The following is a 22,016-nucleotide window of genomic DNA, read 5'->3' as shown; positions in this document are numbered from 1 at the left end:
AATAATGGGGAAATATGCTATTTATGCTCTACAATAAAATCGCGTTGAGATTTTAATAAATTAATGGAATGAAGCAAAAGATTCTTTGATTCTGATAGTAACTCCATATATAGCATGGTGTTTCGTGTACCTGTTTCTTTGTTTTTAATACGCTTAAGTTGTTTCTTCTTGTAGGTATTAATTTGATCTAAAATGAGTTGTTGTTTGTGAATTAACTCATCTACATTATCATATTTATTATCTTTCATGACAAATAATGTGAAATCATATAATTCTTTAATTGACTCATGTAGTTTACCTAGTTCTTCAACCTGAGCAGGAACTAATTCTTTGTGATTATTATCGATATGATCGAAAGCAGGCTTGGCAATAAAAGTCAAGCAATGAGCAATCTCACGCAGATAGTCCAATACTTGAATATAATAATGACCTGTTTCTACATCATTCTCTCTAATTTTTGTAATAGTTTCACTTGAACTATCTTTTAAAGACTTTGTATACTGATTTAGTTCATTAATACTTTTCAGCGCTTTTTTTAGTTTTTTCCTGTCTTCAGTTATTAATCCGTTTATTATTTCGCCATAATTAGTAGAAACAGTTTTCAGTGTATCAATAACAGTTATAGAACATTTTCTGATCACACTAATTTCGTCCATTTCCATTTCCTGTATGTCAGCTAACTGTTTTTCTTTCGATTTCATTTTCCTTTTTTGATAACGATGTGTACGGAAAATGATCAGTCCAGCTATGACTACTAATATAAAAATGCCCGGAAAATTTGTCCAATGAATGATATAGGCCAAAACAAAAGCAACAGTAAATGCACTGAGTGCGGTTAAAAACCATCCACCAATTACAGAAATAACACCTGTAATACGATATACGGCACTTTCTCTACCCCAAGCCCGATCTGCCAGTGATGCCCCCATGGCAACCATAAAGGTTACATAGGTAGTAGAAAGAGGTAGTTTTTGTGATGTGGCAAAGGAAATCAAAGCACTGGACACAACCAATATAACGGAAGCTCGTAATAGATCAAATGCAGGCCTGTCCTCAGGTTTTTCGATGGTGACTGCTATAGGTGTAAAACGATTATCAACTGTTCTTTTTAAACTTCCGGGAACGAATTGACCGAATGATGCTCCAAAATTCTTGAAAGACCTGACAATGGTTCTTGCCAAAATGGATGATCCAAAACGTTCAGAACCTTCTTCTTGACGACTCAGATCAAGGGAGGTTTTAATTACATTCTTTGCCTTTTTTGAGGTGTATAAGGTTATCACCATCACAAAGCCAGCAATAAGCAAGAAAAGCGTATTAGTCGGAACTTTACCTGCTAAATCAGTCATTAAAAATGAACCAGGGGCAATGCTACCTGCATTTTGCCAAAATTCAAAGGCATTATAGCCAGCCATAGGCACACCAATAAAGTTGACCAAATCGTTTCCAGCAAAGGCCATAGCAAGTGCAAATGTGCCAAGAAATACGATGAATTTAAGAATATTGATTTTGGTAATCCAACTTAAAACCTGTAAAATAAGCGTCCATCCAACAAAAGAAATTCCTAAAATTAAGGGTGCATTGTGCTTTACCCAGTCTTTTAATACTTCTCCATTGGGCATATCATAATTTGCGAAAGGAGACCCTTTTAATCCTTTGACTAATATAAAATACGTGATAGTTGCAATGGCTAATCCTCCGTAAATAGATCCAAAACGGCTTATGTTCTTTTCATAGTCGAAAGTAAACCATAATCGAACTAAATATTGAATAAGTGCACCTACAGAGAATGCAACAATAACCGATATGAGTATTCCAAAAATAATTTTCATTGCACTAGCTGAATTTATATAGGTATTAATATCCTGTGATAAATCAGCATTGTTGGTCATTTTAACGATGGAAACAGCAACAGCTGCTCCTAAAATTTCAAAAACAATAGAAACCGTAGTTGAGGTTGGGAATCCAATGGTGTTAAAAAAGTCAAGTAATATCACATCTGTGATCATGACGGCAAGAAAAATAATGATTATTTCGTTGAAATAGAATTGTTCAGGATGAAAAATCCCTTTTCTGGCTACTTCCATCATACCAGTAGAAAAAGTTGCACCGATAAAAACCCCGGCAGCTGCAATCAGCATAATTAGTTTAAACGAACCTGCTTTTGCGCCAACGGCAGAGTTTAAGAAGTTAACAGCGTCATTGCTTACTCCAACAATAAGGTCAGATATGGCCAGTGCAAACAATACAATAACTAAAATTAAATAGATACTATCCATGATTTCATGTTTTATTTCAATGTCAAAACTATCATTATAATATTGTGCGTATTTAAACTGAACGTTAAGTTTATGTTAAATTCCATTTGAAAGCTACATTACGCTTTTTTTTTAAATACGTTTTATTATACCACAGATGTATTTATTGTAATAGCATTCATGTTTAGGCCACGGATTCACAGAAATTTCACGAACCTCCTCAAAATAAATCTGTTAATCTGTAGCAATTTTTTCTTCATAGGTACAATACTGGATATTCAAAAAATAATTAACGTATATCCTTTATTATACCGCAAATATATTTACTGTAATACCATTCATATTTAGGCCACTGATTTGCAGAAATTTCACTAACCTTCTCAAAATAAATCTGTAAATCTGTGGCAATTTTTACATCATAGGTATAACAGCGGATATTCTAATTAGAAAAAGTATTATTCAATTTAGAATTAACAAATCCATAAATCTATTTTAACATTAAGTTAACTTTGAGTAGATAGTTTTGCTCTGTTATTTAAACACAAAGAAAAATAATTAAACAAATCATGAAAAAATTAACCCTAAGTTTATTCGTGCTGTTTTTATCAATTGTTTCTGCAATTGCACAGAAAGAATTTACACCAAGTGGTAATCCATTTATTAAAGTTTTTAGTAATTACCATTATGGATATGATGGAACAACAGGATTTGAGGTGAATAGGGCTTACTTAGGTTATAATTATAACATGAGTGAAAATTGGTCAGGTAAAGTTACTTTAGATGTTGGTAAGCCAAGTGTCGAAATTGGAGATAGCTTATCAGGCAGTACATCTTTAGAATACACTGCATTTTTAAAAATAGCCGCTTTGACTTATACGTCAGGTAAATTTTCTGTTGATTTTGGATTAGTTGGTACCAAGAATTTCAAAGCACAGGAGACCGTTTGGGGGCATCGTTACATCATGAAGTCATTTCAGGATGAGCATAAGTATGCATCCAGTGCTGATTTAGGTGTAATCTTAACCTATGAGTTTACAGATTTTATTTCTGTTGATTTATCTATTTTAAATGGAGAAGGTCATAAAAAAATACAAGTAGATAATAGATTCAGGACAGGACTTGGTATCACTATCGAGCCGGTTGATGGATTTATAATTAGAGAATATGCCGATTATTTACCTGGAGATAATGATCCACAGATCTCATCAGCAACTTTTATAGGTTATAAAAAGGATAAACTTGCTACAGGAGTTGAGTATAACATCCAGTTAAACAATAAAACAAATACTGACCAAGACTTGAATGGAATTTCTGTTTATGCATCATATGATATAAACAAAAAGTATCAAGTTTTTGGTCGATATGATATGCTTTCATCTAATACATTAACAGGAACTACCGATCCGTGGAACACAGCAAAAAATGGCTCGGCTATTACTACAGGATTACAATATACACCCATTGAATATGTGAAGATTGCACTTAATTATCAGGGCTGGATTCCTGAAATGGCAGGGGAGGATATCGCACATTTTGCATTTTTAAACGTTGAAACTGCATTTTAAAATAAACAAATTCATTTAAAGATAACCTGAATATTCATTCCATTGCCCTTAAGCTGGAGCGAACTGGCGACTTGGTGAAAAATGTAGGAGAAAGCATAATTTATCATTTGGAAGCAAAAGTCCTGAAACATAAAGAGACGAAGAAAATGTATAATAATCAATAGCGTATTTCTGCTTTTTCTCTGTTATAGTTTGGACTTCATTACTATCTTTGGAGAAAGTAAATTTTCCTGTAAATGAATCCGTACATATTTATTATTGTCCTCTCAAGTCTTCTCATTTTATCTTATTTTTTCAATGTAATTGCGAAGAAGACCAATATTCCCAGTGTTTTATTGCTCATATTAACAGGCTTGCTTATGCAGTTTGCTATCAGCAACCATAGTTTGTCTGACTTTGATTTCTTCCCAATTCTTGAGCTGGTGGGTATTGTTGGATTGATAATGATTGTTTTAGAAGCTGCTTTGGAGTTAGAGCTGAAACGAGACAAATTAGGACTAATATTCAGATCACTTGCAGTAGCTCTTATTACATTGGTGGGAACAGCCGGATTAATTGGTTGGCTTGTTAGTTTCATTTTTGAAGTTCCAATATTAACAGGACTTATTTACGGAATTCCTATTGCCACCATGAGCAGCGCAATTGTGATTCCCAGTGTCAGTAATTTGGAGGAACACAAAAGGGAATTCATGATTTATGAAAGCACTTTTTCAGATATCATTGGAATTATGTTCTTTTACTTTTTAATTGCTGTTAAGCCAGGCGATAGTTTTGGCGATTTATTTTTGCACGGTATAGGCAACATCGGACTAACGATAGTATTGTCCATTGTATTAAGCCTGTTTTTGGTTTTTATTTCACAAAAAATCAAATCCAAAGTTAGATTGGTGTTATTGCTTTCTATTTTATTCTTGTTGTATACTATTGGTAAAATGTCGCACTTATCAGCATTATTTATCATTTTAATTTTCGGATTAGTTTTAAACAATAACCGATTTATTACGCGCGGTAAATGGGCTAAATATTTTAAAAAGGAAGCCATAAGCGATGTTTTAGCTGATATGCAAATTATTACCATTGAATCTTCCTTTGTTGTGCGAACATTGTTCTTTGTATTATTTGGCTTAACCATTTCCATTACATCTTTTTACAACCTAAAAGTTATTACGATCAGTTTATTGTTTTTGGCCATTTTATTTGGGATTCGTTTTATTACGCTATTCCTCATACAGGGTAAAAAATTATTGCCTCAATTATTTATTGCTCCACGTGGACTGATTACCATCTTATTGTTTTTTGCTATCCCTGAAAAACTGATGATTGAAGAATTTAAGCCTGGTATTTTGCTTTTCGTTATTTTACTTTCCAGTTTTATAATGGCTTATGCCTTAATCAAGGATTCTAGAACCAGAAAGAAAAGAGCTCTGGAATTAGCTTATGAAGACAGTTTAACTGAAGAATCAGAAGAAATTGCAGGTATAAAAATTATTGAAGATGAGAGTCTCGGCCAATTTAAAGAAGACACAAAGGACGGATCTGATGAAACTTCTCATAAAAGCCGTTTCGAAGACTCAGATTGGATTTGGGAGAAGGATGAATAGAGACTTGGGAAGATGGAGAAAGACTATAGTTTGATCATAATCAGACAATCCTTCATCTGTTAACTTTCCAGCCTGCCGGCTGGCAGGTAACTTCAAACTTCCCACTTTGTCTGTAGTCTGATGCCAAGCATTGCATGTTAGATTTGACAACTTTTGGAAAGTTGTCAAATCTGATAAGCAAACAACCTACTAAAATTACCTGATTAAATGCAAACTACCACTCAGCGAAATTTGTTTTCCTTCGTTTCCTGTTGCTTTAATGATGTAGGTATAAACCCCTGCAGCACAAGGATTTTGATGGAAATTTCCATCCCAGCCAATTTTTGGATCAGTGGTTTCAAATACTTTTTCACCCCAGCGGTTAAAGAGTTGCAAGTTAAAATCCTCAATTCTAATTCCCTGTACAAGGAAACTGTCGTTTAATCCATCTCTGTTTGGAGAAAAAGCAGTAGGTATCCACAACACTGCTTCATAGTCGAGGCAAAGCAAATTGCTGATGCTTTGTTGCAGGTTTCCATCCTTTTCAATAGCCATAATCCGGTAGCATTTAGCCCATTGGGTTTTACCATCAAAAAAACGATTATCTTGGTATTCGGTGTTGGAGCTTGTGTTTACCATTGCAAATTGCCCGCTTTCGGTTTGATATTGCAGGTAATATTCTTCAACTCCATTTTGCCATTCTTCAAAAGGTGTCCAATACAAAATGCTGTAGTTGTTGTGGTGGGTTTCGCCTGTAAGCAAAATGTTTTTAAGCTTGAGGCTGTTTTGGGTAGGGCGCTGGCAACTATCCAGTGCTGCTATTTTGTAGGCATATACATTTTGTGTGGGATCAACTTTCAAGTCGGTATAAAAAGTATCCTGTAGCTTAATCAGCCTGATGTAATTCGGATCATTAAAACTCTTAAATAGATTATAGGATAATGCATCTGTCATGCTTTCCCAATTAAGAATTATGCTGTCGTTATCAAGCACATTGGCTGTAAGTGAATTGACCTGCTCATTGCCTGAAAATCCTTTTGTCAAGTGTAAAATAGCTGAATCTTTGGTTACACAGCCCGTTGGGCCTGTGAGTGTTTGTACAATTGTGTAATTTCCTGCATTTTCATAATAATGATTTGGAGAAGCTATATTGGTATCACTTCCATCCCCAAACTCATAGAAATAACTTTGCACTTGCCCAAGGGATGTATCTGTAATTTGAAGTAAATAGGGTGAGCAATAATTTGTTTGGCTCATTTTAAATCCCGGGCGTGGTGCAGCAATAATTTCTACTGCTTGTTGTTTTTCTATGGTATCAGTACAAAAACCATTACAATAAACCAGTTTTACTGTGTATCTCCCACTTTTGGTATAAACATGTGCCGGGTTTTGGATGGTATCAGTAATCCCATCCCCAAAATCCCAGAGCCAGCTTTCTCCTACATCATTATTTACAGTATCTCTAAAACTTGAATCATAGAATTGATAGGCAATCCACTGACAACTAGCATTAGTATCGGAATAAAAGTTTGCGATGGGCTTATTATAATAAACAATCGTATCATAATGTGTTCTAACATATCCATTTGTTTTTTTTGCCTTAAGTAAAATGGGATAAATCCCTGATTTTTCAAAATCATATGTCACAAGTATACCTCTGGCACTATCTGTTTTAGTAAAATACCATACAATTTCCTTAAAAACATTAGTATCGTACCACACTTTGAAATGAGTGTTGTTGCAAGTATTGGAATACTTTGGAATTATCCGCATGTCTTCAAAATATACGTGAGGGAAATAAGCATCAGACCAAGAAAAAGTCTCACTAAATACTTTCTTTTTATAGCAATACTTATTGTTTGTTGAATCTGGATATTTTATTTCTGAAATATTATACTCTCCATTTGAAGAATGAGAATAAAAATAAACCCGACCATTATTGGCAAGTTGTGCATGTAATACTGTGTCTTTTAATCCCGGAATAATTGAATTGTCATAATCCATTTTGTAATCATATCTATCTAATCTATGAAGACCGAATTTCCCATTTGATATATAAATTAATGAATCATTTGGACTGAATACTGAATTAAGAACTAATTCTTTCACTGAAAACCCATTTGAAACACTTCCATAGTATTTCTTAATAATACGTTGGTTTGAAATAAGTCCAGTTTCTGGATTAAAATCATGAATAATCACATAATGCCTGCTAGAGTCATTAGAGCTTATGTTAATAGTTTCAACAAGTGATTTGCAATCATGTGACAACTTCAAAAATCCCCAAATTCCTCTTGTTTCATGAAATTGATAAGGAATATAGTTATCGAATTCCTTCACTCTTGTCCGAGTATTTCTGATTATTGTGTCAATTCCATTTTCGCTTAATTTAATTGCATAAAAATAATCAGGATAATTATATGCAATTACCCAATATGTTTCTTTGTTGAATATTTGACTTGTTAGATAGGAAAAAGAACCTCTTTCAATTTCGTTGTTCAAAATGGTTATTTCTCCTAATCCACTATTACTGTTTTTATTTAGCTCACTATAAAATAAGCCTGGTATCAAGCTTTTATAACTACTTATTGTAAAGAAGTAATAAATGCCATTATTATTGATTTCAGGAATAATTATTGAACGTCTTGCAAGTTGCGAATTGGTAAGGTATGGGTTTTTGTTGAATTCACTAATAGTCCTGTACGGATTAATTCCATAAATTCCATAAGAAATAAAATATTTCAAATCTCCTCTTGAATTACAAATAGAGTTAATAGTACCGTGATTATAAGATATTTTATTAATAATTGGATTATCAAGACTAAAATCTAATACAAAATTATTATTTCGACTATCAATTATCCACTTATTACTTACTTGTGCATTAGCCTTTCCCAAAATTAAAAGACAAAAGCTACAAATCAGTATTATTTTAATAAACGTTTTCATTTATTACTTTATAACAAAGATTTTTTATTACATATATTGGATGTTTAAATATACATACTCCTGTATAATCTGCCAAAGATTTCAATTCTTTTTCAGAAGGATTTCCAATGAATACTTTTTCCATTTTCAACAAGCTTCCAATACTATTATAAATATAAACATCAACCATTTCGCCCTCATTAGTTGTTTCTGAGTCAAAAAGGTAACCACTATTTTCATTTAAATAACGTGCTGAAGGAACTGGTACATCATCAAGGTCTTCTATACAATTGAATTGCCCCCCAACCTGCCGCAAGATTGCATCTTGTGGTCATTATTCAAATGATATCTATTTATAAATTCAGTCAATAATTTCAACATTTATCAAGCCTTTCCCTCCTGAATAATCTATTGCACTACTATATTTATATTCATAAGTTTCATTTACAAAACCTTCAACCACTGGATTATTTTGAATAGCTTCAATAATTTTTTTTGAACTGAACTTCTTTAAGTCTCTTACTATATCCTGCATTTTTACTTGTCTGGTTCCAATGATCATATGCACATGGCTTGTCATTATTACCCAGACATAAACAAGCAATCCCTTTGCTTCTATACAGTATTGAATACTTTCAACTAATATGTTTTTATAGATTGGTCTGATAAATACATCCACCCAATATACAGTAGCAAATGATATAAAGTATATTTGTTCTTGATCATGAAATTTGTAGTTTCTGCTCATTTCACATGGATGTTAATCAAATGTATGAATAATTAGAAGAAAAAGAAAGGAGAATTTGAAATTGCCCACAAGTCACAGACTTGCGGGAGGCATAGGGTTTCAAATACGTTCTATGTATAGTCTGTTGTCAAGCATTTCAGCTTTTTGGGGGTAGCTTTGACAACTTTTTAAAAGTTGTCAAAGCTGATTATCTTGGAACGATGGAGAAAGACCTAGAAAGACTATAGTTTGATCGTTATCAGACAGTCTTGTATCTGTCAACTTTCCAGCCTGCCGGCTGGCAGGTAACTTTCAACTTCAAACTTTCAACTTCAAACTCCCACCTAGTACTGCTCATTCTCATTTGGGAAGTCTTTCATTTTTACATCTGAGATGTATTGTTGTACAGCTGCATTTATTTCACCTTCAAGGTCACAATATCTTCTTAAGAAACGTGGAGAGAAGTCTTTATTTAATCCCAGCATATCATGGAAAACAAGAACTTGACCATCAACATGAGGGCCTGCACCAATTCCAATAGTTGGAATAGTCACTGTATTTGTTACCACCTCAGCTAGTTTGGCAGGAATTTTTTCAAGAACTACTGCAAAACAACCTGCTTCCTCTAAAACTTTAGCATCATGTAATAGCTTGTCAGCTTCGTCCTGATCTTTTGCACGAACGGTATAGGTTCCAAATTTATTAATTGATTGAGGTGTTAATCCTAAATGCCCCATAACAGGAATTCCTGCAGTAATAATTCGAGCAATTGATTCTTTGATTTCTTCACCACCTTCCATTTTAATACAGTGAGCTCCCGATTCTTTCATGATTCGAATGGCTGATTCAAGTGCAGTTTTTGAATTCCCCTGATAATAACCAAATGGAATATCAACTACAACCAAAGCGGCAACATTTGCTCTAACCACTGAGGCGGCATGGTAAATCATTTGATCGAGTGTAATGGGCAATGTGGAGGCATGACCTGCCATTACATTTGAAGCAGAATCTCCAACAAGAATGACATCTACACCCGCTTTATCGATAATTTTAGCCGAAGTATAATCGTAGGCAGTTAGCATAGCGATTTTTTCACCACGATCTTTCATGGTTTTTAATACTTTGGTGGTAATTCTACTATATGGTCTGTTATGTATTGACATGTTTTTAAGTTTAATTGCCTAAAGTTTTAAAGTGCCTAAAGTTTTGAGTGCCTAAAGTAAAAAGTGCCTAAATTGGATTATTTGTTCAGTTTTTCCTGTAAAATTTCTACCTGGCGAGCAAGAAAAGCATTTTTTTCTTCAATTTTTTTAAGTTCATCATAAAGGAAATTTACAATGTCCTCATCTTTATTTGCATCTTTATAATAATCTTTGAAATCCTGAAGTGTTGTATTTTTACTCTTTAGCTTCTGTATTTCATCTTTTAAGCGTTCATTCTCTAATTCTAATCCGGCAGCTTTATTTTTTAGCCTATTATCCATATTCATGGTAATAAACTCATTCATCCGATTGTTATCATCTTTGCAATTTCCCAATAAAGCTAATGTTGTTTCCAATTCGCGCTGGCTTGCAGATAAATCACTACGAAGATTCACTATCATGTCGAGGCACTTTTTGACATCAGGATCCATGTTAGCTGCTTTTCCTTCCGTTTCCTCGACTTCTACTTCAGCGATAATTTGTTCTTCTGTTTCTTCGATAACTTCCTCAGAAATAACTTCTTTTACTTGTTCTTTTTCAATTTTCTGTTCACTCTCAATTTCAGTTTTGCTATCTTCTTTTATTATCGGCTTTACTTCTTTACTAATTGTCTTAGTAAAATCTACTTCCTCCATATTTTGATCGTACTTGCCATAATCGGTATGATTAATCAATAAATACACATGATGAAAAATAGCTTTAGAACCTTTTCCTACATATAAACCAAAATCACGGAAATTATAATTGAAATCGTTAGTGAAGCTATATACAAAAAAATTATTCAGGTAAATATCGATGGTGTTTCCAATAACAAGAATGTTAATTTGATTGGATTCTTGTTTGGGGTATAGCATATTGGATTTTTTCCAGCTGTTCATGCTAGTTGTTCCTGTGATAAACTTGATTGTTCCATCTGCATTAATTTGCTTGACTCTGTATTTCTTCTTTTTATTAATCTCAATAATGAAACCTGTTTCGTGTTTTTTTGAGTAAGCAAAGCAAATACCCGCAGAATGTTCTTTTTGTGTTAGATACTGCAGGTTTACAGAGGCTGTTAGTTCAAATGAAGGAAATGCATTATTCCAATTTGGAAAAATAATTCGATCTTTTGTGAACTCTTTTCGCTCAATGCTGTATTTCTCATTATTCAGGATAATTAATTCTTCTGTATTGTTAGTTGATGGCCAGAGTTTTGCATCTTTAGCTGAATTAAAATCAGAAGTAAAAATCCTTTTGTTGAAATGATCCAGATTTATCGTTTGAGCAAATCCAGTATTAACAAGCAGCATTATCGCTACAATTATATGAAGGAGTTTCATATGTTTCAATTGTCTTTTAATGGTCATTTGCAACTCACATGATTGTCAATCCTGTGTGCTTGCACACTGAAGTGTTTCGGCACACAAGCGTTTGGGAAAGTTTTACTCATGTTCGTTTCATAAAATGTAAGTAAGTTTGCAATCTCAAATGGATGCAAAATTAGATAAAGATTAGAGAATACCTTGATGAAGCTAAAAAGAATTATACTGCTTATTATTCCATTTTTTTTCATTTTATCGTGCGATGATGAATTTAAAATAAATGCGGATTGGAAAGATGTAACGATTGTTTATGGATTATTAAATCCCAATGAAGTAGATTCTGTTCATTATATTCGGATTAACAGAGCCTATTTAAATGAAAATTCAAATGCACTTACATTAGCACAAATTGCCGATTCGACTAATTATGCTGACTCCTTATTTGTCAGATTAGAAAGTTACAGAAATGGCAACTATCAACAAGGTGGAGATATTCCTTTTTATAAAGTAAGCAACGATCATAAGGATACCGGAATATTTACAAATGCTGATCAGTATTTATGGGCCAGCCCGGCACAAACTATTCTTGATCCTAAAAATGATTACAAACTAATAATTACCAATTTAGTTAGTGGTAAGGAAATATCCTCTATTACAGAAATAGTCGATGATGTAACGCCTGTTTTTCCACGTGATGGTTTGAAAGTAACTATTAATCCTGTTAACGATTTGAATATTCAATGGCTCAATGGTGAGAATGCATTTTTTTATGACATTACTATCGAGGTGTATTATAATGAATATGTCAGGTCAAAACCAGAAGAGAAAACGAAGAAAATGATTACCTGGCCAATTGTCAGATCATTAAATCCGAAAAGCACTGAGCAATCTGAAGAAATGAAAATCTCGGTTCCGGGTGAAAACTTTTTTGAATTACTGAAAGACAATATTGAATATGATATGGCTATGGAAAGAGAGTTTCTACGCATGGATTTTATATTTTCAGCAGGGGGCGAAGAAATTTACAATTACATCAATGTAAATAAGCCTGCTATTGGCACGGTGCAAAAAAAACCTGAGTACACGAATATCGAAAATGGTTTAGGCGTATTTTCCTCACGCAACCAAAATGTAATTTCAGTTAAAATTACCCCTTTCACATTGCTGGAAATCCAGGATCATGAAAAAACACTCAACTTGAATTTCGTCAGGTAATAAGAGTCGCAATCTAATTTCTGACTATTTGTCACCAGATTACATTATTTGTTTTTAATTAACTGCCATTACCCATTTGGCATTTGGATTGATATTACCGTGATCAAAGAAAAAATCTGATAATTAAAAAATAGAATCATACAATGGGAAAAATAATCGGTATTGACCTTGGAACAACAAACTCATGTGTAGCCGTTATGGAAGGTAACCAACCTTTGGTTATTCAAAATAGTGAAGGTAAAAGAACAACTCCTTCTGTAGTTGCTTATCTTGAAAATGGAGAAATTAAAGTTGGAGACCCTGCAAAGCGTCAGGCAGTCATTAATCCACAGTATACCATTTCCTCTATCAAGAGGTTTATGGGGAATCAATTTAATGAAGTTCAAAGCGAACGTAAGCATGTTAGTTACGAAGTTGTTAAAGGATCAAACAATACATGTAGAGTAAAAGCACGCGACAAACAATATACGCCACAAGAAATTTCAGCCACTATACTTCAAAAAATGAAGAAAACGGCTGAAGAGTATTTAGGAACAACTGTTACAGAAGCAATTATTACAGTTCCTGCTTATTTTAATGATGCGCAACGCCAAGCTACAAAAGAAGCTGGTGAAATTGCCGGATTAAATGTTCGCAGAATAATTAACGAACCTACAGCAGCAGCATTAGCTTATGGACTCGATAAAAAAAATATAGATCAGAAAATTGCCGTTTATGATTTGGGTGGAGGAACATTTGATATCTCAATTCTGGAACTTGGAGATGGCGTTTTTGAAGTCAAATCAACCAGTGGAAATACCCACCTTGGTGGTGATGATTTCGATCAGGTGATTATCGAATGGATGGTTGAAGAATTCAAAAAAGATGAAAATGTTGATCTGACTAAAGATCCAATGTCATTACAACGTTTGAAAGAAGCAGCTGAAAAAGCGAAAATTGAGCTGTCAAGTTCTTCTGAAACAGAAATCAATCTTCCTTACATTATTGCTATTGACAATATTCCTAAGCACTTTGTAAAGAAATTAACCAAAGCTAAATTCGAACAATTAGTTGATCATTTAGTGCAGGCTACTATTGAGCCATGTAAAGTGGCTTTAAAAGAATCCGGTTATTCAACCAGTGAAATTGATTCCGTTATTTTAGTTGGAGGTTCAACAAGAATTCCAGCCATTGTTCAAGTGGTGAAAGATTTCTTTGGTAAAGATCCGAGTAAAGGAGTTAATCCTGATGAAGTTGTTGCAGTTGGAGCAGCTATACAAGGTGGTGTTTTAACTGGTGAAGTGAAAGATGTTCTTTTATTAGACGTTACTCCACTGTCATTAGGTATTGAAACTTTAGGAAATATTGCAACCAAGCTAATTCCAGCCAACACAACCATTCCTACTAAAAAATCCGAAGTATTTTCTACTGCTGCTGATAACCAACCTTCTGTTGAAATTCATGTTTTGCAGGGGGAAAGATCAATGGCTAAGGACAATAAAACAATCGGTCGTTTTATATTAGATGGTATTCCACCGGCACAACGTGGTGTTCCGCAAGTTGAAGTAATATTCGATATCGATGCAAATGGTATCTTAAATGTTACTGCAAAAGATAAAGGGACTGGGAAAGAGCAAAAAATCAGAATTGAAGCTTCTTCAGGTTTATCTCAGGAAGAGATTGATCGAATGAAAGCAGATGCTGAAAAGAATGCTGAAGAAGACAAGAAAGAGAAAGAAAAAGTAGATAAAATTAATCAAGCTGATTCTTTGATTTTCCAAACCGAAAAGCAATTGACTGAATTTGGTGAGAAATTACCTGCTGAAAAGAAAGAGGTTATTGAAAAAGCCAACGAAAAGTTGAAAGAAGCTCACAAAAGTCAAGATTTGGAAGGGATTGATGCAGCAATGAAAGAATTAAATGATGCATGGCAAGCCGCTTCAGAGGATATTTATAAAGCACAGCAAGATGCTGGTCAACAAACAGGTGCTGAAGGTGGAGGAGAACAACAAGCGCCACCTCAGGATAATCCACAAGATGGTGAAGTCACGGATGTTGATTTTGAAGAGGTGAAATAATTTCAGTGATAAATAAATTATTGAAACCGGTTCTCAAAAGGAGCCGGTTTTTTTTTGTTTGTTGGTCAGAAGTTTGGTGTTACTTCAAGTATAGAATAGAGGATATAATTTGAGGATAGTAAGAATAGAATTTAAGCATTTATAAATAACCTTAATCAATCTTCTTGGTCCCATGTCCCTCTTTCCCTTCTTTATTCTTGCGGGTTTTGGTTTTGGGTGGTTTATCTCTTTTTTCCCAACCTTCAATTTCGGGTTCAAAAAGACCGTATTTCGATCTCTTTCCTTTTCTATCCTTGGGTTCTTTATAACGAATGGCGCGCTGTGCTTTGTTGGTTCTGCGTTTTGCACTTCGCCTGACTTTAAAGGGTGATGATTCAATATCTGCGCTAAAACTTTTGCTTCTGCCTGTACGAAAACTACCCCCTTCAATATTGGCTGAGTATGTTTTTGTTCGCGATGTGCGGAAAGTACCTCCTTCAATATTTGCACTTTTAAATCCTTTTGATCGTTTGCTTCTGAATCCACCACCTTCAATATTGGCTGATGTTCTTTTAGCAGGCTTGTTCCAGCGTTGATTGTATTCTATATTTCTGACCGATTTGGGCTTTTTGTAACGGGTTCTATTCCTTTTGCGTCCACTGCTTTTCTGCCTTTTCGATTTATAATTGACACCGCTACTCCAAATACTCTTGGGGCTGCTGTAGTAATGATTTGGTGCACACATACCGCCCGGACATCCGTTTTGGGCGCACGACATCAACAGTATGCTAAATGAATAGGTGATTAGATAAAAAAGATATTTTCTTGCTTTTATTTTAAGCATAAGCAAAATTAGAAATATATTGGGTGAAAACGCACATTCCCCTGACTATTGATTTCCACAGTTGGTGCAGGAATTTTAATTATCGATAAGCCAACCAAGAGTGCTTTCACAAATTTATTTTTTGTTGGAATTTTCAATGTATTCACATCCAATGAAAAATAAAACTGTCGATAAGGTACATAATGCAAATATTCATCGGGTGTTTTGGCATAGCTAACGCCAAGCATATTGTCGGCTCCATATCCAAGCGACAAACACAGCCAGTCAGGAATCCAACTTTCTTTCTTCATAAAACTTTGAGGTGAAAAAGATAGCCAGTAGGTGCTGCCATTGTAATCTTTAATAATATTTTGAACAAGATTTTCACCCAATAAATCAGAACGCATGCTGGCAAATTCAGTTGGATGGAAGGAAAATTTGTAGACTATTTTTTGTTCATCCCAAAGCATGAACTGAGAAAAAACCAATCCGGCACCTAGGGTGTTGGCAATTAAATCACCTGACGAAGCTCCCCAATTTGCCGAAAAACCATCCAATATTTCAATCGGTAATTGAAAAACAAGTCCAAACAGGCTGCCATAAATAATGGATTTTCGATTTTCTACTCCAGCCCACTTAAGCCCCTGAATTCCAATCAGACTCTCATAGTAAGCTGCCAATGAATGACCAAACTTATCCATTTGCATCCATTCATCATTATCATTGAAAAAGTGAAAATTTGACTTTGGATAATCTTTATACCAAAGTGAATTAAGCCCTATCATGCTGGTGGCATAAACACTGCCGGAGCTGCCAAGCAATAGGCCCAATCGCATTTTATTGAAAGCTGGTGAGCTGGAAATACTATCTTGCGCAATAATAGGACTGGAAAGTGAAAAGCAGATCAGCATGCAGAATAATGATGATTTTACATATGTCATCACAAACTTCTTTTAATGGCAGATAATTGATTCCATTGACTGTTTAAAATAGCCTCCATATATTTTTCGGTGAGTTTCTCATCGATAGGTATGTCGTTAATCTCCAGCAAATGAAAGCGATACTTCATGCTCACTAAATTCCTTTCAATACTATAGCCATTCACAAATAGTTCGAGGGTGTCGAGTATTTCCTTTTCCATGGGAAAGAAGGCTAGGTTGAAAGAATAGGGTTGTATTTTTGCCAATTTTCGTTTAACTTTTCCTTTCTCTATTGTTAAAATTTCAGTCACTTCACAACTGGTAATAATGCTACGGGTATATTTAAAATAGCCGTATAAATCCTCTCCACCCAAATGCAGAATGGAACGTTTATGTGAATCGAAATACTTTTCAAGAGTTTTTAATATCTCGTTACTAATCGGATCATAGTCGCTTTTACGAATAACGTATTTGATTTTTTTCATTTGCCTGACTTCCACCGCATTCAAATTCTTTTTATTTGGATTGAAAGCTTTTATTTTCAGGCTGTTGCCACGTTGGTAATCGCGTTCAGGATCACTGCTATTGGATTTTATAATAGGTGTATCATCAAAAAAAATCAAATCGAAATTAAACTGTTTGTTCATCAATACTTCAAAAAACGAATGGCTGTAAGAAGCATCGATACCGGGAATTACACGAGCAATTTTTAATAAATCAACAATTTCTGAAAAGCTCATAAACCCCAAACTAATTTCTTCTTTATTTTTTGTTTCAGCTGTAACCGTAAATCCCCTGATATCGAAAGAAGATTCTTTATTATTGGAGTTCCATAGTTCGTAAATAAAAATGTTTTCAGCATCTTTAAAGCTTACACCCGAGTTTTCTTCCATACTCTGTAAACTCAGAAAGCCAATTTCATTTATTTTCAGGGGAGAATCATATAGTTTGATGTTCCCTTTTTCTAAATTATAGTAGGACCATTTTAAGAAGGAGGTGACAAAATTATAGCCGATACTGTCGTGTTGCAGGTTTTTGTTCAACAGCAGGATTGCATTTTTATTGGAATAGGCAAATAGGGAAGTGGAAAAGATACAGCTCCACAATACAAACAATAACAGCTTTTTTGGCATGAAATAGTGATTTATTGAAAACAAAATTATCTAAAAAATTAGAATAATTGTAACATTTGTATCTAGAATAGAATAGAGACAATATGTTTTTGATTGGCCTAAGTGGAATAAAAGTTCATGCCCCAGTTGGTGTTTATGATTGGGAAAAGGAGCAAGGTAGAGATTTTGAGGTGGATGTCGAGATTCAGCTTGATTTTAATCCCGATGAGATAAGTGATGATATTAATCAAACGCTTAATTATGAGGATGTTATCGTTCTGGTGAAGGAAGTGATGAGTTCTGGTAGCGATTTAATTGAAACAAAAATAATCGAATTGGGGAATGCCATTTTAAAAGAATTTGAGGTGATTATTGAGTTGAAAATCAGGCTAAATAAACTGAATCCGATGAACAATGGTGAAGTAGATAAATCTTTTGTCGAAAGAATTTTTATTCGCAACTAATATTGTTATAAATTTGCACTCCTGAAAAGGGTCTCGTGGCCGAGTGGTTAGGCATTGGTCTGCAAAACCAGGTACAGCGGTTCGAATCCGCTCGAGACCTCTAACCCTGTTTAAAAGTTGGAACAAAAAGTTCCAACTTTTTTCATTTCCAGCCAGTTACGATCGATTCCCAAGCATATATTGAAATGCCATATTTCAGTGTTTAAACTAAAAAATAGTTACAAAAATAAACACAAAAACGATCTCACTTTGAAAATGTTATTTTTTTATATTCTAAAATGCCTACCTTAGTCATATGAAAAAGATTTCTCTCAAGTTTGTTTTGCGCAGGGATTACATCCCGATGGATCACAAGTTTGCGATCTACCTCAAAATTATCATGCATGGAGAATCTCGCATGTACTCGACAAAAATATATATACAGGAGAGAGACTGGAACAAAGCAACTGCTAGCTTGCGTAAAAGTGCCCGAGACTATTACTACCTTTCATCGGAGTTAGAAGTCATTATGCATCGTGCACAGGATATTATTCATAATCTTAAAATATATGGTAAAGAAATCAATCATCTTGTATTTAAACGATTATTTACTGGTGCTGATGTCCCGACACTTACATTAAGGGGAATGGCTAATTTGATATTGAATAGGGAAAACTTTGCCGATGAAACCGTTAAATACTATGAAAAGCACTTGAATAAGATTGATGGTTTTAAGGCAGGTTTGAAATTAGCTGAAGTAGATATGACAATTGCTGATGAGTACGAAAAGTATTGTATTAGTAAATTGGGGAATAATGCCAACACTGCCAGTAAGTCTATTGAGTTTTTAAAACGTATCATGAACAAAGCAGTAGAACATGGTATCCTTGATAATAATCCTATAAAGGCTAAGAAAGTTAAGCGGTTGGACGGAAAAATGGAGTATCTGAATGTGCAAGAGGTTATCCTATTAGATAAGCTGTTTCATAGTGGTGACTTATCCGATAACTATATGAAATCATTGCGGCCCTTTTTATTTGCTTGTTATACAGGGGGATTGCGTTTCTCTGATGTAAAGAGATTAACTTTTAAAAATATTACGAAGCAGAGCTTTATTGACGATGAAACAGGTGAGATGACTGAAAAGGAAGTAATTTCTACAAGCATTCATAAATCTAGAGATCTACAGCAAGTAGATGTTCCCTTATTGGCAAAAGCAAAAGCTCTACTACCCCAAAAAGAGCTTGATGAACAGCAACTTTTCCCCTTGTTTACTGAGCCGGCTGTAAACAGGAATTTGAAAAAGATAATGGAAATCGTGGGTATTAATAAATCGATCAGTTTTCACTGTTCAAGGCACACTTTTGCGACTACGGCTATAAGTTTTGGGATGCCTATAGTCGTTGTACAGAAATTAATGGGCCATAAGGATATTAAGCATACCATGATTTATGCAAAAGTTGCTGATGGTTTGAAGTTTAGTGAAATGAAGAAAATGGAGTAGGGGCTACTTTGTTAATTCATTCAGGTATCTCTTCAGTTCTTCTTCCGTAATCTTATTGTCGATCGTTGCTCTGATCGCTCCTGAATAAATTTTCTTCTTCACTGTTGAATGACTGCATTGCAATATTTTAGCTACTTCATTAACTGAATAGATTTTCTTCTCTTTAAAGAGTGATTGTGTCGCTTCCTGGTATTCCGCAAGGGCTTCTTTCATGATCTCCTTCAAGAAGTCTTTGGTGGCTTCCTTTGTACCTTCTGTGGTTGATATGAAGATGCGGATTTCCATTGCTGTTAGTCTTCCTTAGCTATGTCTTTTCTTTGCTTTTCCTCCTGAAAATATTGATAACCTTTGTACAGAATTATTCCAACAGTAATTATCCCTGCAGCAATTAAAACTGGTCTTACCCATGATATGGGTTTGTCAGGCTTTCTTCCTGGATTAAGGTTGTTAGATTTTGTGTTTATTTCATCAATTTGATTAAATAAATTTGTTGTTTCACTTTGGTGTCCTGAACCAAATAGCTCCTCCATAGTCAGAAAGCGCATGTTATCTGATTGTAAATTCACGTAACTCATAGTGTTTTTGTTTAATTTCAATTAGTCCCAGACAATAGGTAAATAAAATAGGTTTATTCAGTTCAGAATCAAACATCTGATGTGTGTGAAACTGTAAGTTAAAACCCTCTTTATTCAATCGAATCAATGAAATAGTTTCTGAATTTCGTTCTTGCAATGCTTTAAGAATCTTGAAATTCTTTTTAAGTATATTACTTACATCTTTTGTCTGCTCGTTAAACTCCCTGGCTATTCGGTTATTCACCTCTATTTTGCATTTTGGATGATAAAGTTGATTGCGTCTTGTTGCTTCAAACGGATTCTTACATTCTTTACAGATCTTTTCCATTATAATTGATATTTCTATGCAATATAATGCGACATTTTACTACAAATTAATAATTCTCAATCTAGAATTGTAGTAAAACTCAAAGAATGTCTAATTGTCTTTCTTATCTGTATGTCTAAATAGAAGAATATTGAAATTTTGTGTAAAATATTTTACAGCTTGATCCTGATTTATTATACTGTATGTTGTTCCAGAATCTTTAATTAATCCTAATGAATAAAAAAGAAATCCTCCAATAAATTGTATATGCTGTTTATTATATTGTTTCCTGTCAGGAAGCTGGTCTTGAAGAAATCGATAAAGATTTTTTGCCAATTCTTCTTTCATTTCTGTGAAATCTGAATATTGACTTTTTACTGGCCAATAATCTTGCTTGTTTTTATTGTATCTTTCTTCTCTTTTTGCGAGTCTTTCAAATTTGGTTTGATTTAATGCTAACGAATTAATAATTTCCTCAATTGTAAGTTTCCCTTTAATGGATTGTTTTGGTTTATTTAGGTTCTTATAAATGATATCGATTTGTAGGATTTCTTCCATCATGTCTTCACTACTATTGACCAATTTCAATAAGTGGTTAGCTCCGGCTAATTTCTGAGGAATGTAGTTCTTTCTTTCAAGAAGTGGAGCCAAAAAAAACTCATGTTCAAATTGAATTTCAGACATAATAACTGACAGGTAGAAAATGTTAATATCAAATTCAAGAAAATAGTCTTTTAGCTTTCTTCTCCATGAATTCACTTCAGACCAATATGTTGATGTAGATGCGGTGGTCCCCATAATATTCACATAGTACCCATAGTGATATAGTGGAAGAAACTTGTTGAGATAGATAACATCTTCTTGTTTCAGTGAAATTGAGTGTTTCATTATTTAGTTTTTGTAAAGTTTAATCTATTAAATTTAAAAATCTATTGCATTTATATGTTGTCGACTTTCAATCCTCTGTAAATTCACATTAGTCCGCATTTATTCGAATTTATGGGTATTTATTCGAATTTATTAGTGTTTATCCGAATAGATAAGTATTTGTTCGAATGAAATATTGAATATGTGTAATAATAGAATTGTAATGTATAATACTAATAATGCTGGAAATTGTATTTCAATTCCCTCAAAGGTTATCACTTTGTATTTTTATGGACGAAAGTAAATATAGAAACAGCATCTTCTGGTTTTCTATCATATTTTAATTACTGTACTCAAAGTTTGAAGCTAATTCAAAGGTTATTAGACACTATCTTAGGGCTTGCTGAGAAAGTCGGACTACACAACTTTTAAAATTTGAGAAGATTGAAATTTATAGAATCTATTCATTGCAAAATGAATTTGACCCTATATCTGTCTTTACAAAGCCAAAATCAGGCAATCTCCTGCTAAACAGACTAATAAAACAGAAAAGTTTAGACCAAATAATCCCTCTATCTCTTATGCATATTAAATTCATTATAAAGAATATTGCAGAAACCCAGCTTTCAGAAGTGTCTTTCAATTTAGCCCGT

At 33.9% G+C, this 22,016-nt stretch carries 19 protein-coding genes and 1 tRNA gene; 7 read left to right on the top strand and 13 right to left on the bottom strand.

All coding sequences use genetic code 11. The features are described 5' to 3' along the window. Positions 1–17: 17 nt before the first annotated feature. The gene (locus HOG71_01065) at positions 18–2,279 is read right to left on the bottom strand and encodes a phosphate permease (protein ID MBT5989420.1); all 2,262 of its coding nucleotides are present in this window, start codon (positions 2,277–2,279) and stop codon (positions 18–20) included. A gap of 545 nt (positions 2,280–2,824) precedes the next feature. On the opposite strand from HOG71_01065, the gene HOG71_01060 reads away from it, so the two are divergent. Continuing rightward, positions 2,825–3,823: a hypothetical protein gene (locus HOG71_01060; GenBank protein MBT5989419.1), complete on the top strand. Its 999-nt coding sequence runs from the start codon at positions 2,825–2,827 to the stop codon at positions 3,821–3,823. 236 nt (positions 3,824–4,059) lie between these two features. After that, entirely contained in the window at positions 4,060–5,424 is a 1,365-nt protein-coding gene (locus HOG71_01055) for a sodium:proton exchanger (protein ID MBT5989418.1), read from the top strand. A gap of 195 nt (positions 5,425–5,619) precedes the next feature. On the opposite strand, the gene HOG71_01050 is transcribed toward HOG71_01055, so the two are convergent. The 5 genes from HOG71_01050 to HOG71_01030 all read right to left on the bottom strand — a co-directional run bounded on the left by HOG71_01050 (position 5,620) and on the right by HOG71_01030 (position 11,579). After that, complete coding sequence (locus HOG71_01050) at positions 5,620–8,352, bottom strand: T9SS type B sorting domain-containing protein (GenBank protein ID MBT5989417.1); 2,733 nt, start codon at positions 8,350–8,352, stop codon at positions 5,620–5,622. Then, positions 8,336–8,647 (bottom strand): hypothetical protein, encoded by a 312-nt coding sequence (locus HOG71_01045; protein ID MBT5989416.1) that lies wholly within the window; start codon positions 8,645–8,647, stop codon positions 8,336–8,338. Before HOG71_01045 ends, HOG71_01050 begins: the two co-directional genes overlap by 17 nt. Before the next feature lie 45 nt (positions 8,648–8,692). After that, on the bottom strand, positions 8,693–9,079 hold the full coding sequence (locus HOG71_01040) for a transposase (GenBank protein ID MBT5989415.1): 387 nt from the start codon (positions 9,077–9,079) through the stop codon (positions 8,693–8,695). A gap of 323 nt (positions 9,080–9,402) precedes the next feature. Next, positions 9,403–10,221, bottom strand: a complete 819-nt coding sequence (gene panB / locus HOG71_01035) for a 3-methyl-2-oxobutanoate hydroxymethyltransferase (GenBank protein ID MBT5989414.1) — start codon at positions 10,219–10,221, stop codon at positions 9,403–9,405. A gap of 77 nt (positions 10,222–10,298) precedes the next feature. Then, a complete protein-coding gene (locus tag HOG71_01030) occupies positions 10,299–11,579 on the bottom strand; it encodes a hypothetical protein (protein MBT5989413.1) in 1,281 nt (426 codons plus the stop codon). A 186-nt stretch (positions 11,580–11,765) separates the two neighbouring features. On the opposite strand from HOG71_01030, the gene HOG71_01025 reads away from it, so the two are divergent. Both HOG71_01025 and dnaK read left to right on the top strand, forming a co-directional pair. Beyond that, a complete protein-coding gene (locus HOG71_01025; protein MBT5989412.1) occupies positions 11,766–12,776 on the top strand; it encodes a DUF4249 family protein in 1,011 nt (336 codons plus the stop codon). Positions 12,777–12,919: 143 nt separating this feature from the next. Further along, the gene (gene dnaK / locus HOG71_01020) at positions 12,920–14,833 is read left to right on the top strand and encodes a molecular chaperone DnaK (GenBank protein MBT5989411.1); all 1,914 of its coding nucleotides are present in this window, start codon (positions 12,920–12,922) and stop codon (positions 14,831–14,833) included. A gap of 151 nt (positions 14,834–14,984) precedes the next feature. On the opposite strand, the gene HOG71_01015 is transcribed toward dnaK, so the two are convergent. The 3 genes from HOG71_01015 to HOG71_01005 are packed head-to-tail and all read right to left on the bottom strand — an operon-like array spanning position 14,985 to position 17,688. Then, positions 14,985–15,656, bottom strand: coding sequence for a hypothetical protein (locus HOG71_01015; GenBank protein ID MBT5989410.1), 672 nt, complete (start codon positions 15,654–15,656; stop codon positions 14,985–14,987). An 8-nt stretch (positions 15,657–15,664) separates the two neighbouring features. Beyond that, positions 15,665–16,576, bottom strand: a complete 912-nt coding sequence (locus HOG71_01010; GenBank protein ID MBT5989409.1) for a DUF2279 domain-containing protein — start codon at positions 16,574–16,576, stop codon at positions 15,665–15,667. Further along, positions 16,576–17,688 carry a hypothetical protein gene (locus HOG71_01005; protein MBT5989408.1) on the bottom strand — a complete coding sequence of 371 codons (1,113 nt, stop codon included), beginning with the start codon at positions 17,686–17,688 and terminating at the stop codon, positions 16,576–16,578. The genes HOG71_01010 and HOG71_01005 overlap by 1 nt, the downstream gene beginning before the upstream one ends. Before the next feature lie 83 nt (positions 17,689–17,771). Here HOG71_01005 and HOG71_01000 point away from each other — a divergent pair, with 83 nt between their 5' ends. The 3 genes from HOG71_01000 (at position 17,772) to HOG71_00990 (ending at position 19,614) form a co-directional block, all read left to right on the top strand. Next, positions 17,772–18,131 carry a dihydroneopterin aldolase gene (locus tag HOG71_01000; GenBank protein MBT5989407.1) on the top strand — a complete coding sequence of 120 codons (360 nt, stop codon included), beginning with the start codon at positions 17,772–17,774 and terminating at the stop codon, positions 18,129–18,131. Positions 18,132–18,160: 29 nt separating this feature from the next. Then, positions 18,161–18,231, top strand: a tRNA-Cys gene (locus tag HOG71_00995). 195 nt (positions 18,232–18,426) lie between these two features. Further along, positions 18,427–19,614 carry a site-specific integrase gene (locus HOG71_00990; protein MBT5989406.1) on the top strand — a complete coding sequence of 396 codons (1,188 nt, stop codon included), beginning with the start codon at positions 18,427–18,429 and terminating at the stop codon, positions 19,612–19,614. Positions 19,615–19,617: 3 nt separating this feature from the next. Here HOG71_00990 and HOG71_00985 read toward each other — a convergent pair whose 3' ends face one another. From HOG71_00985 to HOG71_00970, 4 genes are all read right to left on the bottom strand, one after another. Beyond that, positions 19,618–19,899 (bottom strand): helix-turn-helix domain-containing protein, encoded by a 282-nt coding sequence (locus tag HOG71_00985; GenBank protein MBT5989405.1) that lies wholly within the window; start codon positions 19,897–19,899, stop codon positions 19,618–19,620. 5 nt (positions 19,900–19,904) lie between these two features. Then, positions 19,905–20,189, bottom strand: a complete 285-nt coding sequence (locus tag HOG71_00980; protein ID MBT5989404.1) for a hypothetical protein — start codon at positions 20,187–20,189, stop codon at positions 19,905–19,907. Continuing rightward, complete coding sequence (locus tag HOG71_00975; GenBank protein MBT5989403.1) at positions 20,161–20,517, bottom strand: hypothetical protein; 357 nt, start codon at positions 20,515–20,517, stop codon at positions 20,161–20,163. Before HOG71_00975 ends, HOG71_00980 begins: the two co-directional genes overlap by 29 nt. Before the next feature lie 90 nt (positions 20,518–20,607). Further along, the gene (locus HOG71_00970) at positions 20,608–21,384 is read right to left on the bottom strand and encodes a hypothetical protein (GenBank protein MBT5989402.1); all 777 of its coding nucleotides are present in this window, start codon (positions 21,382–21,384) and stop codon (positions 20,608–20,610) included. Between the last annotated feature and the right edge of the window lie 632 nt (positions 21,385–22,016).

The organism is Bacteroidota bacterium, from assembly GCA_018698135.1.
Classification (GTDB): domain Bacteria; phylum Bacteroidota; class Bacteroidia; order CAILMK01; family JAAYUY01; genus JABINZ01.
Note: the sequence above shows the minus strand (reverse complement) of the source record. Positions and strands in the feature narration are given on the sequence as shown.

Coding starts and splice junctions, on each gene's coding strand:
- HOG71_01065 (MBT5989420.1), bottom strand. CDS start 2,279: ATGGATAGTATCTATTTAATTTTAGTTATTGTATTGTTTGCACTGGCC.
- HOG71_01060 (MBT5989419.1), top strand. CDS start 2,825: ATGAAAAAATTAACCCTAAGTTTATTCGTGCTGTTTTTATCAATTGTT.
- HOG71_01055 (MBT5989418.1), top strand. CDS start 4,060: ATGAATCCGTACATATTTATTATTGTCCTCTCAAGTCTTCTCATTTTA.
- HOG71_01050 (MBT5989417.1), bottom strand. CDS start 8,352: ATGAAAACGTTTATTAAAATAATACTGATTTGTAGCTTTTGTCTTTTA.
- HOG71_01040 (MBT5989415.1), bottom strand. CDS start 9,079: ATGAGCAGAAACTACAAATTTCATGATCAAGAACAAATATACTTTATA.
- panB (MBT5989414.1), bottom strand. CDS start 10,221: ATGTCAATACATAACAGACCATATAGTAGAATTACCACCAAAGTATTA.
- HOG71_01030 (MBT5989413.1), bottom strand. CDS start 11,579: ATGAAACTCCTTCATATAATTGTAGCGATAATGCTGCTTGTTAATACT.
- HOG71_01025 (MBT5989412.1), top strand. CDS start 11,766: ATGAAGCTAAAAAGAATTATACTGCTTATTATTCCATTTTTTTTCATT.
- dnaK (MBT5989411.1), top strand. CDS start 12,920: ATGGGAAAAATAATCGGTATTGACCTTGGAACAACAAACTCATGTGTA.
- HOG71_01015 (MBT5989410.1), bottom strand. CDS start 15,656: ATGCTTAAAATAAAAGCAAGAAAATATCTTTTTTATCTAATCACCTAT.
- HOG71_01010 (MBT5989409.1), bottom strand. CDS start 16,576: ATGACATATGTAAAATCATCATTATTCTGCATGCTGATCTGCTTTTCA.
- HOG71_01005 (MBT5989408.1), bottom strand. CDS start 17,688: ATGCCAAAAAAGCTGTTATTGTTTGTATTGTGGAGCTGTATCTTTTCC.
- HOG71_01000 (MBT5989407.1), top strand. CDS start 17,772: ATGTTTTTGATTGGCCTAAGTGGAATAAAAGTTCATGCCCCAGTTGGT.
- HOG71_00990 (MBT5989406.1), top strand. CDS start 18,427: ATGAAAAAGATTTCTCTCAAGTTTGTTTTGCGCAGGGATTACATCCCG.
- HOG71_00985 (MBT5989405.1), bottom strand. CDS start 19,899: ATGGAAATCCGCATCTTCATATCAACCACAGAAGGTACAAAGGAAGCC.
- HOG71_00980 (MBT5989404.1), bottom strand. CDS start 20,189: ATGAGTTACGTGAATTTACAATCAGATAACATGCGCTTTCTGACTATG.
- HOG71_00975 (MBT5989403.1), bottom strand. CDS start 20,517: ATGGAAAAGATCTGTAAAGAATGTAAGAATCCGTTTGAAGCAACAAGA.
- HOG71_00970 (MBT5989402.1), bottom strand. CDS start 21,384: ATGAAACACTCAATTTCACTGAAACAAGAAGATGTTATCTATCTCAAC.